The sequence below is a fragment of the Methylobacterium sp. C1 genome, assembly GCF_001854385.1.
GTDB classification, from domain to species: domain Bacteria; phylum Pseudomonadota; class Alphaproteobacteria; order Rhizobiales; family Beijerinckiaceae; genus Methylobacterium; species Methylobacterium radiotolerans.
This window is the reverse complement of the sequence record NZ_CP017640.1, coordinates 1,348,323-1,363,206: the sequence shown is the minus strand read 5'-3', so window position 1 is coordinate 1,363,206 and position 14,884 is coordinate 1,348,323. Positions and strand designations below refer to the sequence as shown.

Annotated in this window: 15 protein-coding genes; 7 read left to right on the top strand and 8 right to left on the bottom strand. The window is 70.2% G+C overall.

Annotated features, from left to right (window positions below; translation table 11 throughout):
- The first annotated feature begins 61 nt into the window (after positions 1-61).
- Positions 62-361, top strand: a complete 300-nt coding sequence (locus tag BKE41_RS06420; RefSeq protein WP_070998746.1) for an alkylphosphonate utilization protein — start codon at positions 62-64, stop codon at positions 359-361.
- Between the two features lie 52 nt (positions 362-413).
- Here the strand turns inward: BKE41_RS06420 and BKE41_RS31550 are convergent, their stop codons facing one another.
- Positions 414-590 carry a hypothetical protein gene (locus BKE41_RS31550; RefSeq protein WP_012318104.1) on the bottom strand — a complete coding sequence of 59 codons (177 nt, stop codon included), beginning with the start codon at positions 588-590 and terminating at the stop codon, positions 414-416.
- Positions 591-783: 193 nt separating this feature from the next.
- Between BKE41_RS31550 and BKE41_RS06410 the strand changes: the two genes are divergently transcribed.
- Complete coding sequence (locus BKE41_RS06410) at positions 784-2,256, top strand: trypsin-like peptidase domain-containing protein (RefSeq protein WP_070998744.1); 1,473 nt, start codon at positions 784-786, stop codon at positions 2,254-2,256.
- 101 nt (positions 2,257-2,357) lie between these two features.
- Here BKE41_RS06410 and BKE41_RS30760 read toward each other — a convergent pair whose 3' ends face one another.
- The 7 genes from BKE41_RS30760 to BKE41_RS06380 form a co-directional block, all read right to left on the bottom strand.
- Positions 2,358-2,513: a hypothetical protein gene (locus BKE41_RS30760; RefSeq protein ID WP_007563230.1), complete on the bottom strand. Its 156-nt coding sequence runs from the start codon at positions 2,511-2,513 to the stop codon at positions 2,358-2,360.
- A 121-nt stretch (positions 2,514-2,634) separates the two neighbouring features.
- On the bottom strand, positions 2,635-3,684 hold the full coding sequence (locus BKE41_RS06405) for a cysteine synthase A (RefSeq protein WP_053620879.1): 1,050 nt from the start codon (positions 3,682-3,684) through the stop codon (positions 2,635-2,637).
- 39 nt (positions 3,685-3,723) lie between these two features.
- Positions 3,724-4,707 (bottom strand): sulfate/molybdate ABC transporter ATP-binding protein, encoded by a 984-nt coding sequence (locus BKE41_RS06400; RefSeq protein ID WP_012318101.1) that lies wholly within the window; start codon positions 4,705-4,707, stop codon positions 3,724-3,726.
- 58 nt (positions 4,708-4,765) lie between these two features.
- The gene (cysW, locus tag BKE41_RS06395) at positions 4,766-5,647 is read right to left on the bottom strand and encodes a sulfate ABC transporter permease subunit CysW (protein ID WP_012318100.1); all 882 of its coding nucleotides are present in this window, start codon (positions 5,645-5,647) and stop codon (positions 4,766-4,768) included.
- Positions 5,640-6,494 carry a sulfate ABC transporter permease subunit CysT gene (cysT, locus tag BKE41_RS06390; RefSeq protein WP_012318099.1) on the bottom strand — a complete coding sequence of 285 codons (855 nt, stop codon included), beginning with the start codon at positions 6,492-6,494 and terminating at the stop codon, positions 5,640-5,642. The genes cysW and cysT overlap by 8 nt, the downstream gene beginning before the upstream one ends.
- Positions 6,495-6,505: 11 nt before the next feature.
- Complete coding sequence (locus BKE41_RS06385) at positions 6,506-7,516, bottom strand: sulfate ABC transporter substrate-binding protein (protein ID WP_107645291.1); 1,011 nt, start codon at positions 7,514-7,516, stop codon at positions 6,506-6,508.
- A gap of 422 nt (positions 7,517-7,938) precedes the next feature.
- The gene (locus BKE41_RS06380; protein WP_012318097.1) at positions 7,939-8,124 is read right to left on the bottom strand and encodes a hypothetical protein; all 186 of its coding nucleotides are present in this window, start codon (positions 8,122-8,124) and stop codon (positions 7,939-7,941) included.
- 193 nt (positions 8,125-8,317) lie between these two features.
- On the opposite strand from BKE41_RS06380, the gene BKE41_RS06375 reads away from it, so the two are divergent.
- The 5 genes from BKE41_RS06375 to fdhE all read left to right on the top strand — a co-directional run bounded on the left by BKE41_RS06375 (position 8,318) and on the right by fdhE (position 14,867).
- The gene (locus BKE41_RS06375; RefSeq protein WP_012318096.1) at positions 8,318-8,659 is read left to right on the top strand and encodes a hypothetical protein; all 342 of its coding nucleotides are present in this window, start codon (positions 8,318-8,320) and stop codon (positions 8,657-8,659) included.
- Positions 8,660-8,813: 154 nt separating this feature from the next.
- Positions 8,814-11,894 carry a formate dehydrogenase-N subunit alpha gene (fdnG, locus tag BKE41_RS06365; RefSeq protein ID WP_083374293.1) on the top strand — a complete coding sequence of 1,027 codons (3,081 nt, stop codon included), beginning with the start codon at positions 8,814-8,816 and terminating at the stop codon, positions 11,892-11,894.
- Between the two features lie 15 nt (positions 11,895-11,909).
- Positions 11,910-12,845, top strand: a complete 936-nt coding sequence (gene fdxH / locus BKE41_RS06360; protein WP_024830790.1) for a formate dehydrogenase subunit beta — start codon at positions 11,910-11,912, stop codon at positions 12,843-12,845.
- A 300-nt stretch (positions 12,846-13,145) separates the two neighbouring features.
- Positions 13,146-13,868, top strand: coding sequence for a formate dehydrogenase subunit gamma (locus tag BKE41_RS06355; RefSeq protein ID WP_012318092.1), 723 nt, complete (start codon positions 13,146-13,148; stop codon positions 13,866-13,868).
- A gap of 3 nt (positions 13,869-13,871) precedes the next feature.
- Positions 13,872-14,867, top strand: a complete 996-nt coding sequence (fdhE, locus tag BKE41_RS06350; protein WP_012318091.1) for a formate dehydrogenase accessory protein FdhE — start codon at positions 13,872-13,874, stop codon at positions 14,865-14,867.
- The last annotated feature ends 17 nt before the right edge of the window (positions 14,868-14,884 follow it).

Genomic DNA, 14,884 nt, shown 5'->3' with positions numbered 1-14,884 from the left:
GGATGACGGGCCCACGCGATCCTGACAGGACCCGGCCCCGATCCGAACAGGGGGCACGGATTTGACCGGCGACGACGAGGCTTACGTCTACGACGAGGCGACGGGCGAGTGGCTCCCGCCCGGGTCCGCCGCCACGCCCCCCGAGACGAGGGCCGTCCGCGACGCGGCCGGCAACGTCCTGGCCGACGGCGATTCGGTCACGCTGATCAAGGACCTCAAGGTCAAGGGTGCCAACCAGACCCTGAAGCAGGGCACGGTCATCCGGTCGATCCGGCTCACGGACGATCCGGACGAGATCGACTGCCGCCACGACACCATCAAGGGTTTGGTGCTGCGCACCGAATTCGTGCGCAAGCGCTGAGCGGACGGTCCGGTCGGGGCCTCGCGCCGCCGGCGCGGCCCCGATCCTCGCGTCAGCGCCGCCGCGTCTCGTCCTGCGGCAGGTGGCGGCCGTAGGCCTCCTGCTTCTCCGCGCGCTCCTGGATCAGGTCGGCGTAGGCCTGTCGCATCTCCGGCGACACGCTGATGCTCTTGCCCTTGGCGGCCTTGCGCTTGGGCGCCTTCTTGAAGGTGTTGTTCGTGTCGCTCATGCCGGGCTCCGCGTCGAACCGTGGCGGCATCGCGTAGCCGGACGAGCGATCCGGGATCCGGCCGCCGCCCAGGGCCGGGTATCCGCCCTGTAGCGCATCGCGGTTCCGGACGCACGGTCGCCGGGACCGGATTGACCTGGCCTGTCGCCGCGGCCTCTGCCAGGATCGGGACGTCGAGGGTCGGAGGGCGGGAATGGATTCGGGTGACGCGTCGCGGTGTCGGATTCCGGACGCCCCGCGCGGCCGCGCCCGGCGCGCGACGGCCCTCGCGATCCTGATCGCCCTCGGGACCGGGCCGGTCGCCGGCCAGGACCGGCCGGCCCCCGCCCGGGTCGCGCCGAGACCCGCGCCGGCGCCCGGAGCGCTGGCCGATCCCGCCTTCGAGGCGATGAGGGCGGGCTTCGAGGCCCTCCCGGAGGCCGACCGCAAGGCCGTCCAGGACGCCCTGGTCTGGACCGGCGACTTCAACGCCGTGGTGTCGGGGGCCTTCGGACGTCGGACCTTCGAGGCGCTCAACGCCTACGCGGCCCGGACCGGCGGGGCCGACCCCCTCGATTCGCGCGGCCGGGCGGCGCTGCTGGCCGCCGGCGCGGCGGCGCGGAACGCGGCGCGTTTCCGCGTTGCGGTCGATCCCGGGACCGGCACCGTGATGGGGGTGCCCGAGCGCCTCCTGGGGCGGCGGACCGCCCTGCCCTCCGGAACCCGCTGGCAGAGCCAGGACGGGCGCGTGACCCTCGAATCCCGCGCCTTCCCGCCGGGGACCGAGAGCCTGGACGCGCTGTTCGAGAAGGCGACCGCGCCGCTTCCCGGCCGCAAGGTGACCTACAAGCTGCGGCGGCCGGACACCGTGGTGGTCACCGCCGAGACCGGGCCGGGCTTGTCCTACATCCGCTACGCGTCCGGCCCCGAGGGCGTGCGCGGTTTCCTGCTCGGCTACGACCGCGCCCTCGCGCCGGAGGTCGACCGGCTCGTCATCGCCGTGGCGAACGCCTTCGTGCCGTTTCCGGACCCCGCCGCGGCGCCGGCCGCCCAGCTTTCCGCGGGCCCGGCGCCGGCGACCCGCGCCGCCGCAAACCCGGCCCCCCCGCCGCAGGCCGCCGCGCCCCTGAGGCCGGCGAGCCTCTCCTCCGCTCCGGCATCGGGCGCGGGTCTCGCGGTGGCGCCGGGACGCGTTCTGACCGCCTCCGCCGTGCTGGAGGGCTGCGCGCAGCCCCGCGTCGGCGCGACGCCGGTGCGGGTGCTCGCCACCGATCCGGCCGGCCTCGCCCTCCTCGATGTGCCCGGCACCCCCGCCCCGCTCCGGGCCGCGATCCGGATCGAGCCCGTCGGTGCCGAGGAGAGCGTGATCGCCCTGGCGCCGGGCCCCGACGGGGTCCAGGCCGCCCCCGGCGAGGTGCGGGGCGGCGACGTGATCGCGGCGCTCCAGCCGGGTTCCGGCGGCGCGCCTGTGCTCGAACGGTCGGGGACCCTCGTCGGGCTCGTCGCCCGCTACCCCGCGGCGCCGCGCCGGGTCGCCGGGGTGGTGCCGCCGGCGCGCCTGCCGCTCGTGCCGGCGCGGGCGATCCACGCCTTCCTCTCCGCCCAGGGCGTTCCCCCGGCGCCGCCGCAGCCGGGTGCCGGGCCCGGCGCGGTCGCGCCCGCCGTGGTGGGGATCACCTGCCGCTAGGTGCGCGCCGCGGGCGGATCCCCTGACGCCCGGCGGCCGGCACCTGCGGCCGTCCGGGGACCTGGGCGGACGGTTCCTCCGCCCAGGCGACGGGCTACGGCTCAGAGCCGCCCGGTGACCAGGAGCACGATCAGCACGATCAGCAGGATGCCGCCCAGACCGAAGCCGGGACCGCGATACGCGCCGCCGCCGAGGAAGCCGCCGCCGCCGAAGGCCAGGATGATCAGGATGATGAGCAGAATGGTGACGAGGGACATCGGTCGCGTTCTCCGGACGGTCGCGCTGGTGCGAGCGTGACCGTTCAAACGCTGCGACATTCCGTTCCGTTCAACGCCAAGCCACGCTTTTGTGAGGAAAATTCCGGATGAGGCTCGGGCCTCAAGCGTGCCAGTCGGGCAGGGCCTCCTGCGGCGCGTCGAGCCAGCCCGGAACCGGCAGGCCGCGCTCGGCGAGGAAGGCCGGGTTGAACAGCTTCGAGGCGTAGCGGGCCGCCCCGTCGCAGAGGATCGTCACGATGGTGTGACCGGGCCCGAGGTCCCGGGCCAGCCGGATCGCCCCGGCGACGTTGATGCCCGACGAGCCGCCCAGCGACAGCCCCTCCTCCCGCATCAGCCCGAAGACGATGTCGAGGGCCTCGCGGTCCGGGATCCGGAAGGCGCGGTCGGGGATGAAGCCCTCGAGGTTGCGGGTGATCCGCCCCTGCCCGATCCCTTCGGTGATCGAGGAGCCCTCGGCCTTCAGTGTGCCGGTCGTGTAGTGGGCGTAGAGGGCCGAGCCCTCGGGGTCCGACAGCGCGATCCGCACCTGCGGGTTGCGGGCGCGCAGGGCCTCGGCGGTGCCGGCCAGCGTGCCGCCGGTCCCGGCCGCGCAGACGAAGCCGTCGACACGGCCGCCGGTCTGCGCCCAGATCTCCGGGCCGGTGCCGTCGACATGGGCCTGCCGGTTGGCGACGTTGTCGAACTGGTCGGCGAAGAAGGCGCCCGCCGGCTCGGTGGCAGCGAGTCTGTCCGCGAGCCGCCGGGCCACGTGGACGTAGTTGTTCGGGTTGGCGAAGGGCACCGCCGGCACCTCCACCAGCCGGGCACCCGCGAGCCGCAGGGTCTGCTTCTTCTCCTCGGACTGGGTGACCGGGATGACGATCAGCGTCCGGTAGCCGCGCACCGAGGCCACCAGGGCGAGGCCGATGCCGGTGTTGCCGGCGGTGCCCTCGACGATCGTGCCGCCCGGGCGGATCAGGCCCCGCGCCTCCGCGTCCCGCACGATGGACAGCGCCGCGCGGTCCTTCACCGACAGGCCGGGATTGAGGAACTCCGCCTTGCCGTAGATGGTGCAGCCGGTCTCCTCGGAGGCGCGGCGCAGGCGGATCAGCGGCGTCTGGCCGATGGCGGCCAGGACGTCGGGGGCGGGTTCGCGACTCGGTCCGGTCATGGTCGGGAGCCTAGGGTGCCGCGCGGCCGCTGGCGAGCCTCACCCGAACACGTGCCCGCCGTTGATCCGCAGGCCGACCGGGTGGCCGGCCGGGTAGCGCACGCCGTCGAAATCCTCCACGGCGAGGACGCGACCTTCGGGGTCGGCCACCTCGATCCGCTGGCGGCCCTGCGTCCGGTACGAGCTGCGCACCGTGCCGGACAGGTGCGCGGCCTCGGGCTCGGCGAGCTGCAGCTGCCAGGGCCGGACGTAGAGCTTGACCGGACCGAACAGGCTGGCGGGCGCCGCCACCGGGGTCTCCCGGCCCCGGACCAGCACCCGGCCGCCCTCGGCGATCGCCTCGACCTCGACGGAATCGCCGAGAAACTTCATCACGGTGGCGGAGGCCGGGTTCTCCTGCACCTCGTCGGGCGTGCCGACCTGCTCCAGGCGGCCGCGGTCGAGCACGGCCACGCGGTCCGACAGCTCCAGCGCCTCGTCCTGGTCGTGGGTCACGAAGATCGTGGTCTGGCCGGTGCGGTCGTGGATCTCGCGCAGCCAGCGGCGCAGGTCCTTGCGGACCTGGGCGTCGAGCGCCCCGAACGGCTCGTCCAGCAGCAGCACCCGCGGCTCGACCGCGAGGGCCCGGGCGAGCGCGACGCGCTGGCGCTGGCCGCCGGAGAGCTGCGACGGGTAGCGGTCGCCGAAGCCGGAGAGCCGGATCAGGTCGAGCAGGTCGCCGACCCGGCGCTTGATCTCGGCCTTGGCCGGCCGGTCGGCGCGGCGCCGCGCGTTCAGCCCGTAGGCGATGTTGTCGGCCACGCTCATGTGCTTGAACAGGGCGTAGTGCTGGAACACGAAGCCCACCGCCCGCTCCTGCACGGCGAGGCCGGTGGCGTCGTCGTCCCCGAACAGGATTCGGCCCCGGTCCGGCGCGTCGAGCCCGGCGATGATCCGCAGCAGCGTCGTCTTGCCCGAGCCCGAGGGGCCGAGCAGCCCGATCAGCTCGCCCGCCCGCACGTCCAGCGACAGGTCGTGCAGCACCGCCGCCGTGTCGAACGTCTTCGAGACGTCCTCGACCCGGATCGCCGTGGAGGGGCGATCAGTGCGCCCGGCCGTGCGCGAGCTCGCCTGCGAAGCGCCACTCGAGGACGGATTTGAGGACGAGGGTGATGAGGGCAAGGACGGCGAGGAGCGAAGCGACGGCGAATGCGGCGACGAAGTTGTACTCATTGTAGAGGATCTCCACGTGGAGTGGGATAGTGTTGGTCAGGCCGCGGATGTGGCCCGACACCACCGACACCGCTCCGAACTCGCCCATCGCCCGGGCATTGCAGAGGAGCACGCTGTAGAGCAGGCCCCAGCGGATATTGGGCAGCGTCACCGTCCGGAACGCGTGCAGGCCCGAGGCGCCCAGCGTCAGCGCCGCCTCCTCCTCGGCGGTGCCCTGCTCCTGCATCAGCGGGATCAGCTCGCGGGCGACGAACGGGAAGGTGACGAACACCGTCGCCAGCACGATCCCCGGCAGGGCGAACAGGATCTGGATGCCGTGATCGATGAGCCAGGATCCGAACAGGCCCTGGGACCCGAACAGCAGCACGTAGATCATCCCCGAGACCACCGGCGAGACCGAGAACGGCAGGTCGATCAGGGTGATCAGCAGCGACTTGCCGGGAAACTCGAACTTGGCGATGGCCCAGGAGGCGGCCAGCCCGAACACGACGTTGAACGGCACCGCGATCGCCGCCACGGTCAGCGTCAGGCGGATCGCGCTCCAGGCATCGGGCTCCCGGAAGGCGTCCAGGAAGGCGTCGATCCCCTTCGAGAAGGCCTGGAGGAAGACCGCGAACAGCGGCAGCACCAGGAACAGCGCCAGGAACGCCACGGCGATGCCGATCAGGACCGCGCGGACGCCGGCCCCCTCCGAGGCGACCGGGGCCGGCTTGGCGGCCGGCACGAAGGCGGGGGAGAAGATCTCAGACATAGCCGAACCGCCGCCGTGACCAGGCCTGGATGAGGTTGATGGCGAGCAGCGTCAGGAACGAGATCCCGAGCATGATCGTCGCGATGGCCGCCGCCCCGCCGTAGTCGAACTCGGAGAGCTTGATGACGATCAGGAGCGGCGCGATCTCCGACACGTAGGGCAGGTTGCCGGCGATGAAGATGATGGAGCCGTACTCGCCGACGCCCCGGGCGAAGGCGAGCGCGAAGCCGGTGAGCACCGCCGGGATCAGCGGCGGCAGCACCACCCGGGTGAGGGTGACGAGGCGCGTCGCTCCGAGGGTGGCCGAGGCCTCCTCGATCTCCTTGTCGATCTCGGCGATCAGCGGCTGCACGGTCCGCACCGCGAAGGGCAGGCCGATGAAGACCATGGCGATGAAGATGCCGACCGGCGTGTAGGCCGCCTGGATGCCGAGGCGCGCCAGCGGCGCGCCGAGCAGCCCGTCCGGCGCGTAGAGCGAGGCGAGCGCGATGCCGGCGACCGCGGTCGGCAGGGCGAAGGGCAGGTCGACGGCGGCGTCGACCAGCTTGCGGCCCGGGAAGCGGTAGCGGGTCAGGACCCAGGCCACCAGGAAGCCGAAGGCCGAGGCGACCAGCGCCGCGATGGCCGAGACGCCGAAGCTGATCCGCAGGGCGCTGGCCACCCGCGGATCGGTGGCGACCTCCCAGATGCCCGACAGGCCGAGCCCCGAGGCCTTCACCACCAGCCCGGCCAGCGGCAGCAGGACGATCAGGCCGAGGCAGGTCAGCGTGTAGCCGAAGCTGATCCCGAAGCCCGGGATCACGCTCGGCCGTCGGAATGTCCGACGGGGACGGGGCGTCTGGACCATGGTCTGGAGCCTCAGCGGCCGGCCCGGCTCAGACGATCGAACAGACCGCCGGCGTCGAAGTTCCGCTTCTGGATCTCGTCCCAGGATCCCTGGAGATCCTCGATCTTGAACAGCTTGATGTCGGGCAGCTGGGCGAGGTCCGCGGGGGCGGCCGCCTCCCGGCGGATCGGCCGGTAATGGTGCTTGGCGAAGATCGCCTGGGCGCGGTCGCTGTAGAGGAAGTCGAGATAGGCCTGGGCCGCCTTGGTGGTGCCCTTCCGCTCGGCGTTGACCGCCACCAGGGCCACCGGCGGCTCGGCGTAGATCGAGGTCGGCGGCGAGACGATGTCGAACTTGTCGACGCCGAACTCCTGGAGCACGAGGTAGGCCTCGTTCTCCCAGGTCGGCAGGACGTCGCCGAGGCCGCGCTGCGCGAAGGTCACCGTCGAGCCGCGGGCGCCGGTATCGAGCACCGGCACGTTCTTGTAGACCTGCCCGACGAAGGCGTCGGCCTTCGCGGCGTCCTTGTCCTTCCCGTAGGCGTAGCCCCAGGCGGCGAGGAAGTTCCAGCGCCCGCCCGCCGAAGTCTTCGGATTCGGCGTGATCACCTTCACGTCGGGCTTGACCAGGTCGTCCCAGTCCTTGACGCCCTTCGGGTTGCCCTTGCGGACGAGGAACACCACCGTCGAGGTGTAGGGCGTCCCCTGGTTCGGCAGCCTGCTGCGCCAATCCTCCGGAATTTTGCGGGTGAGCTTGGCGATCGCGTCGATGTCGGACGGGATGCCGAGGGTGACCACGTCGGCGTCGACGCCGTCGATCACCGTGCGCGCCTGCGCGCCCGAGCCGCCGTGCGAGGCCCGCACCGTGATGGCCTCGCCGGTCTTGGCCTTCCACGCCTCCGTGAAGGCGGCGTTGATCTCGCGGTAGAGCTCGCGGGTCGGATCGTACGAGACGTTGAGGAGCGCGGTCTCGGCGGCGGCCGGCAGCGCGCAGGCCAGCAGGCCGGCTCCGGCCAGAAGGGAGAGCCCGATCGCCCGAGCCATCCGACCCCGACCTGCAGCGTTCGTCATCACGTCCGATCCCCCAGCCATCCGCGGTTGCGACGCAGGGGACAGGCGTCCCCGAGACACCCGAAATCGTTCGTTTTATCGAACGAAGTCAAGTCTCGGATGCGGATCCGCGCGGTGGCGTAGCGCGCTCAAGATCGACGATAGGGCCGGAAAGGCAAGGGAAGTCAGGGCGGTAGGTCGGCAGAACGCATGGATCTTCTCTCCGACGACGCCCCTGGAGAAGAATCGGTGCGCGGAACCGGGTTTCTCAGAACGAACAATCTCAAGTGTTCTGGCGCACATCCGGTGGCGTCCGGCGCGTCGGCGGTGTCCTGCCGGTGCTGCGCACGGGCCGTGGACCGCGCGGCGGCGATCCCGGTCGTCCCGGCAGACTGGCCGGTCGGCGCCGGTCCGCGTCAGCGCTTCGGCTTGCCGAGCCGGTCGATCAGCGCTTCCAGCCGCTGGTCGACCGGGGCCGAGAGCGTGTCGGTGAGGAGCGTGCGCAGGTTCTGGCCGAGATGGCGCCGGATGCCGGGGCTGAGCGGCGGCGCGTCGACGCTCCGCTCGGTCTCGGAGGGGCGCTCGGGATGCGGCTTCGACATGACCGGGAGATCCTCGCACCTGTGGAGACGCACGGTTGCAAGGTTTGGTTAAGGAGCCGTCACCGCCGGCACTGGATCCCAACGCGATGCGGGCCCGTGATCCGGATGCCCGGTGCCGGGACGGTGTCGCAGCTCGGAACTGCGGCGGCGAAGGCTACGTTGCCCGGGCATTCCCCGCTGCCAGGAGCCCCCCGTGTCCCGCTCGATCCCCCTGATGATGTCGGTGCTCCTCTGCGCGGCGACGGCCGCCTCGCCCTGCCTCGCGCAGACGAAGCCGGGCGAGATCAAGGGCGTCGACGCGATGGGCGACAAATCCCGCAGCGCGCAGGACGGCTGGAGCCAGGCGCCGGTCCCGCGGGAGCAGTCGGCCGCCAAGGACGCGCCCGATCCGGGCGGCCGCTCGATCAAGGAGAACGCCGACCGTCCGGTCCCGCCGGCTCAGCCCGGCGGCTCCTCCGCCACCGAGCCGCAGGCGCCCCTGGAGCATCGCACCGCCAGCCCGTCGGGCTCGAACCCGGCAAATCCAAGCAAGTAAAAATAACCGTCTTCATGCAGGATGATGCCGGTGCGGAAAACGTGTTGCTTCGGCTGAGACATGGCGACTTGCTGTGTCACGCAACCGCACTTGCCTCGCGCACGCTTTTTTGGGACACCCTGGAATTATACCAGATCGCTTTTACGGAGCGGAGATGACGGTCCAGGTCTCAAGGCGTGGCCTGCTCAAGGGGGCCGGCGCCGGCCTCGCGGGCGGCTCGCTGGGCGCGCTCGGGTTCGGCGGACTCGAGCCCGCGATGGCGGCTGCCGTGCGGCCGTTCAAGCTCGCGCAGATGCGCGAGACCCGCAACACGTGCCCGTACTGCTCGGTCGCGTGCGGCGTGATCCTCTACAGCCTCGGCGACCGTTCGAAGAACGCGCGCTCCTCGGTGATGCACATCGAGGGCGACCCCGACCACCCGATCAACCGCGGGACGCTCTGCCCGAAGGGCTCGGCGCTGCTCGACTTCGTGCACGCTGACACCCGCACCAAGTACCCGCTCCATCGCGCCCCGGGCTCATCGGAGTTCAAGCGCGTCTCCTGGGACTTCGCCCTCGACCGGATCGCGAAGCTCATGAAGGAGGATCGGGACAAGAACTTCGTGGCCAAGAACGGCGACCTCACGGTCAACCGGTGGACCACGATGGGGTTCCTCGGGGCCTCGGCCACCACCAATGAGACGGCCTGGCTGACCTACAAGACAGTCCGAAGCATGGGGGCCCTGGTCTTCGATAATCAGGCCAGAGTTTGACACGGTCCGTCGGTCGCCAGTTTGGCGCCCTCCTTCGGACGCGGTGCGATGACCAACCTCTGGATGGACATCAAGCACGCGGACGTGATCACCGTGATGGGCGGCAATGCCGCCGAGGCGCACCCTTGCGGCTTCAAGTGGGTCGTGGAGGCGAAGGCCCATAACAATGCCAAGCTGATCGTCGTTGATCCGCGCTTCACCCGCACGGCGTCGGTGGCCGATCTCTACTGCCCGATCCGGCAGGGGACCGACATCGCGTTCCTGTCGGGCGTGGCCAAGTACCTGCTCGACAACGACAAGCTGCAGCACCGCTACGTCTCCGCCTACACCAACGCCGGGTACGTGGTCCGCGAGGGCTACGACTTCAGCGAGGGTCTGTTCACGGGCTACGACGCGGACAAGCGCGACTACGACAAGACCACCTGGGACTACGAGATCGGCCCCGACGGCTACGCCGTGGTCGACGAGACGATGCAGCATCCGCGCTGCGTGATGCAGCTCCTGAAGAAGCACGTCTCGCTCTACACCCCGGAGATGGTCGAGAAGATCTGCGGCTCGCCCAAGGAGACCTTCCTGAAGGTCTGCGAGATGATGGCGACGACGGCTTCCCCCGAGAAGTCGATGGCCTCGCTCTACGCGCTCGGATGGACCCATCACTCCAAGGGCTCGCAGAACATCCGCTCGATGTGCATCGTGCAGACCCTGCTCGGGAACATCGGCGTTCTCGGCGGCGGCATGCAGGCCCTGCGCGGTCACTCCAACATCCAGGGGCTGACCGATATCGGGCTGATGTCGAACCTCATCCCCGGGTACCTGAACATCCCGGTGGAGAAGGAGCCCGACTACGCGAGCTACATCGCCAAGCGGCAGTTCAAGCCGCTGCGGCCCGGACAGACGAGCTACTGGCAGAACTACAACAAGTTCTTCGTCTCGTTCCAGAAGGCGATGTGGGGCGACAAGGCTACCAAGGAGAACGACTGGGCGTACGACTACCTGCCCAAGCTCGACGTGCCGACCTACGACGTGCTGCGCGGGTTCGAGCTCGCCAAGCAGGGCAAGATGACCGGCTACGTCATCCAGGGCTTCAACCCCCTGCTGTCGTTCCCGAATCGCGCCAAGATGACGGAAGCCTTCTCCAAGATGAAGTTCATCGTGGTGATGGATCCGCTCAAGACTGAGACGGCCCGGTTCTGGGAGAACCACGGCGAGTACAACGACGTCGACCCGACCAAGATCCAGACCGAGGTGTTCGAGCTCCCGACCACCCTGTTCGTGGAGGAGGAAGGCTCGCTGTCGAACTCCAGCCGGTGGCTGCAGTGGCACTGGCAGGCGCAGGACGCGCCGGGCGAGTGCCGCTCGGACATCGAGATCATGTCGGAGATCTTCCTCCGCATGAAGGCGGCCTACAAGAAGGACGGCGGGGCCTTCCCGGACCCGATCGTCAATCTGAAGTGGGACTACGCGATCGCCGAGGCGCCGACGCCGACCGAGCTCGCCCGCGAGCTCAACGGCTACACGCTGGCGCCGACGCCGGACCTCAACGGGACGATCATCCCGGCGGGCAAGCAGGTCGACGGCTTCGCCCAGCTCAAGGACGACGGGACCACCGCCTGCGGCTGCTGGATCTACTCGGGCTGCTACACCGAGAAGGGCAACATGATGGCCCGCCGGGACAACACCGATCCCGGCGACCGCGGCATCGCGCCCAACTGGGCCTTCGCGTGGCCGGCCAACCGGCGCGTGCTCTACAACCGCGCCTCGTGCGACCCCGAGGGTCGCCCGTGGTCGGAGAAGAAGAAGCTCATCGAGTGGAACGGCAAGCAGTGGATCGGCTTCGACGTGCCGGACTACGGCGTCACCGTCGCCCCCGATAAGGGCGTCGGGCCGTTCATCCTGAACCAGGAGGGCGTCGCCCGCCTGTGGACCCGCGGTCTCATGCGCGACGGGCCGTTCCCGGCGCACTACGAGCCCTTCGAGTCCCCGGTGGCCAACCTCGCCTTCCCGAAGATCAAGGGCGCGCCCGCGTCCCGCATCTTCAAGGACGATCTGGCCGATCTCGGCGACGCGAAGGAGTTCCCCTACGCGGCGACGAGCTACCGCCTGACCGAGCACTTCCACGGCTGGACCAAGCACGCCCGGATCAACGCGATCCTCCAGCCGGAGGCCTTCGTGGAGATCTCGGAGGAGCTCGCCAAGGAGAAGGGCATCGCCAAGGGCGGCTGGGTCCGCGTCTGGTCGAAGCGCGGCTCGCTCAAGGCCAAGGCGGTGGTGACGAAGCGGATCAAGCCGCTGATCTGCGACGGCAAGCCCGTCCACGTCGTCGGCATCCCGCAGCACTGGGGCTTCATGGGCCACACCAAGAAAGGATGGCACCCGAACTCGCTGACGCCCGTCGTCGGCGACGCGAACACCGAGACGCCGGAGTTCAAGGCCTGGCTCGTGAACATCGAGCCGACCACGCCTCCGTCGGACGCGGTCGCGTAAGGGGGAGCGGCAGACATGGCTGACTACAGCTCCCTCGACATCCGCCAGCGCTCCGCCTCCACGGAGACGCCGCCGGAGATCCGCCGCCAGGTGGAGGTCGCCAAGCTCATCGACGTGTCGAAGTGCATCGGCTGCAAGGCCTGCCAGTCGGCCTGCGAGGAGTGGAACGACCTGCGCGACGACATCGGCGTCAACACGGGCACCTACCAGAACCCCCACGACCTCACGCCGAAGTCGTGGACGCTGATGCGGTTCACCGAGTACGAGAACCCGGAGACCAACAACCTCGAATGGCTGATCCGCAAGGACGGCTGCATGCACTGCACCGAGCCGGGCTGCCTGAAGGCCTGCCCGTCGCCCGGCGCGATCGTGCAGTACTCCAACGGCATCGTCGACTTCATCGAGGAGAACTGCATCGGCTGCGGCTACTGCGTGAAGGGCTGCCCCTTCAACATCCCGCGCATCAGCCAGACCGACCACAAGGCGTACAAGTGCACCCTGTGCTCGGACCGGGTGGCGGTGGGTCAGGCCCCGGCCTGCGCCAAGGCCTGCCCGACCGGCTCGATCATGTTCGGCACCAAGCAGGCCATGATCGATCAGGCCCACGACCGCGTCGAGGACCTGAAGTCGCGCGGGTTCGACAAGGCGGGTCTCTACGACCCGGCCGGCGTCGGCGGCACGCACGTCATGTACGTGCTGCACCACGCCGACCAGCCGAACCTCTACGCGGGCCTGCCGAACGACCCGAAGATCTCGCCGCTGGTCGCCTTCTGGAAGGGCGGCGCCAAGGTGTTCGGTCTCGCCGCGATGGGCTTCGCGGCGGTCGCGGGCTTCTTCCACTACGTCACGGCCGGCCCGAACGAGGTCGTGCCCGAGGAGGAGGAAGAGGCGGTCGAGTACGACGAGGCCAAGCGCCGGGAGAATGGCGGCGGCGAGGTCCGGCCGCACTGACCCAACGGTCTCCCTCCCCCTCTGCAGGGGAGAGAGACCCGCGAAGCGGGTAGGACAGGGGAGCGACGGTGCAGAACAGACCTCTGCCCGTCGTGCTGGTCGCGCCCTTCCCTGAACCGGGGTTGCTCTCTGCCGACCCCTGCTGACGCAGGGCCGGCCCTCCCGTACCGCGTGGGAGGGAGGAGCGTAGATCCGAAAGCGACAGGGTGGAGACGGTGCAGCCGCCCCACCCTATCTTGAAGCTCAGAGCCACCTCCGCCGTGATGCGGGGCCGGCACCGCATCAGGCGCGAGAAGGCCGATGACGATCCACAGCGACATCCGGGACGGCGATCCCCGCCCCCTCCACCACGCCAAGTCCGCGGCGCCGGAGGTGATGTACGTCCCGCGCTACACCGGCGTGCAGCGGGTGAACCACTGGATCACCGCGATCCTGTTCACCTTGCTGACCCTGTCGGGTCTGGCGATGTTCACGCCCTACCTGTTCTCGCTGACCGGCCTGTTCGGCGGCGGGCAGGCGACCCGGGCGATCCACCCGTGGTTCGGCGTGGCGCTGGCGGTCAGCTTCTTCTTCCTGTTCGTGCGCTTCTGGAAGCTCAACATCCCCAACAAGGACGATGTCGAGTGGACCAAGCACATCGGCGACGTGGTCACCAATCGCGACGACCGGCTGCCGGAGCTCGGCAAGTACAATGCCGGTCAGAAGGGCGTGTTCTGGGGCCAGACCGCGCTGATCGGCGTGATGTTCGTCACCGGCCTCGTGATCTGGAACACCTATTTCGGCGGCCTCACCTCGATCGAGACCCAGCGCTGGGCGCTGCTCGCCCATTCGCTCGCCGCCGTGATCGCCATCGCGATCATCGTGGTGCACATCTACGCCGGCATCTGGGTGCGCGGCACCGGCCGGGCGATGGTCCGCGGGACGGTCACGGGCGGCTGGGCCTACCGGCATCACCGCAAGTGGTTCCGGCAGATCGCGGGCGGCAAGGCGCGCCACGGCTCGGTGGACAAGCGCGGATCCTGAGTCTTGGCCAACTTCTTCAAGCGTAAACCCGCGGTTCCGGCCGCGGACAAGACCCCGACACCCGCCGAGGCCCCGAAGCCCCGCCGCCGGGATTTCAGCGAGCTGAAGCCCGATCCCGACAAGATCGGGATCTCGGGCTCGGTGCCGTTCGTCCGCCTGCCCGATCCCACCGGGCTGTTCGCCGACCGGGCCGCGCGCCTTGTGGAGGCCGCGCCCGGGCACCCGCTGGAGGCCTATCTCCGCTTCGTCGCAGAGATCGCCCGGGCCCAGTCGGTGATCCAGGCGCGGTTCCCGGCCCCGGCGGTGCCGGATGCCGCCGATCAGGCGCTGCGGAGCGAGCACGGCATGCCGCCGCTGTCGCGGCACAGCCTCGAGGCCGATCCGGATCTCGACGCGTCCCTCCTGGCGCTGCTGGCCGAGCTCGATCTCTCGACCGCGCCCGAGGCTTCGGCCGCGGCGCGGGACGCCCTCCGGGCCGCCTCCCGCGAGGATCGCCTCGATCTCGCCGTTCAGGTCTTCGAGGGCGCGCTGCCGGTGGACCGGATCGCGGAATGCGTGTTCGTCTCGGCCGCGCTGCAGGTGCGCCTCGCCGGGCAGGCCGCGCGCCTCGACACGAAGACGCTGAAGCCCGTGGCGGACGGCGTCTGCCCGTGCTGCGGCGGCGCGCCGGTGGCGAGCGTCATCGTCTCCTGGACCCCCGCCGACAAGGCTCGCTATCTCAGCTGCTCGCTCTGCGGCACGTACTGGAACCACGTCCGGATCCGCTGCACCGCCTGCGGTGACGGCGAGGGCGTGAGCTATTACGGGCTCGACGAGGTCTCGAAGGACGTCCAGGTCGAGACCTGCACGACCTGCCACAGCTACATCAAGCACCTCCACCAGCACCGCGCGCCGGCCCTCGACCCGGTGGCGGACGACATCGCGTCCTACGGGCTCGATCTGAAGATCGCCGAGGACGGTTTCCGGCGCGCCGGTCTGAACCTGCTGTTCGTGATCTGAACGCCCCGCCCGCGCCG

Bases quoted from the DNA above. Each gene is read 5' to 3' on its own strand.
- BKE41_RS31550 (WP_012318104.1), bottom strand. From the start codon at position 590: ATGAGCGACACGAACAACACCTTCAAGAAGGCGCCCAAGCGCAAGGCC.
- BKE41_RS06410 (WP_070998744.1), top strand. From the start codon at position 784: ATGGATTCGGGTGACGCGTCGCGGTGTCGGATTCCGGACGCCCCGCGC.
- BKE41_RS30760 (WP_007563230.1), bottom strand. From the start codon at position 2,513: ATGTCCCTCGTCACCATTCTGCTCATCATCCTGATCATCCTGGCCTTC.
- BKE41_RS06405 (WP_053620879.1), bottom strand. From the start codon at position 3,684: ATGACCGGACCGAGTCGCGAACCCGCCCCCGACGTCCTGGCCGCCATC.
- BKE41_RS06385 (WP_107645291.1), bottom strand. From the start codon at position 7,516: ATGGCTCGGGCGATCGGGCTCTCCCTTCTGGCCGGAGCCGGCCTGCTG.
- BKE41_RS06355 (WP_012318092.1), top strand. From the start codon at position 13,146: ATGACGATCCACAGCGACATCCGGGACGGCGATCCCCGCCCCCTCCAC.
- fdxH (WP_024830790.1), top strand. From the start codon at position 11,910: ATGGCTGACTACAGCTCCCTCGACATCCGCCAGCGCTCCGCCTCCACG.
- cysW (WP_012318100.1), bottom strand. From the start codon at position 5,647: ATGTCTGAGATCTTCTCCCCCGCCTTCGTGCCGGCCGCCAAGCCGGCC.
- BKE41_RS06380 (WP_012318097.1), bottom strand. From the start codon at position 8,124: ATGTCGAAGCCGCATCCCGAGCGCCCCTCCGAGACCGAGCGGAGCGTC.
- cysT (WP_012318099.1), bottom strand. From the start codon at position 6,494: ATGGTCCAGACGCCCCGTCCCCGTCGGACATTCCGACGGCCGAGCGTG.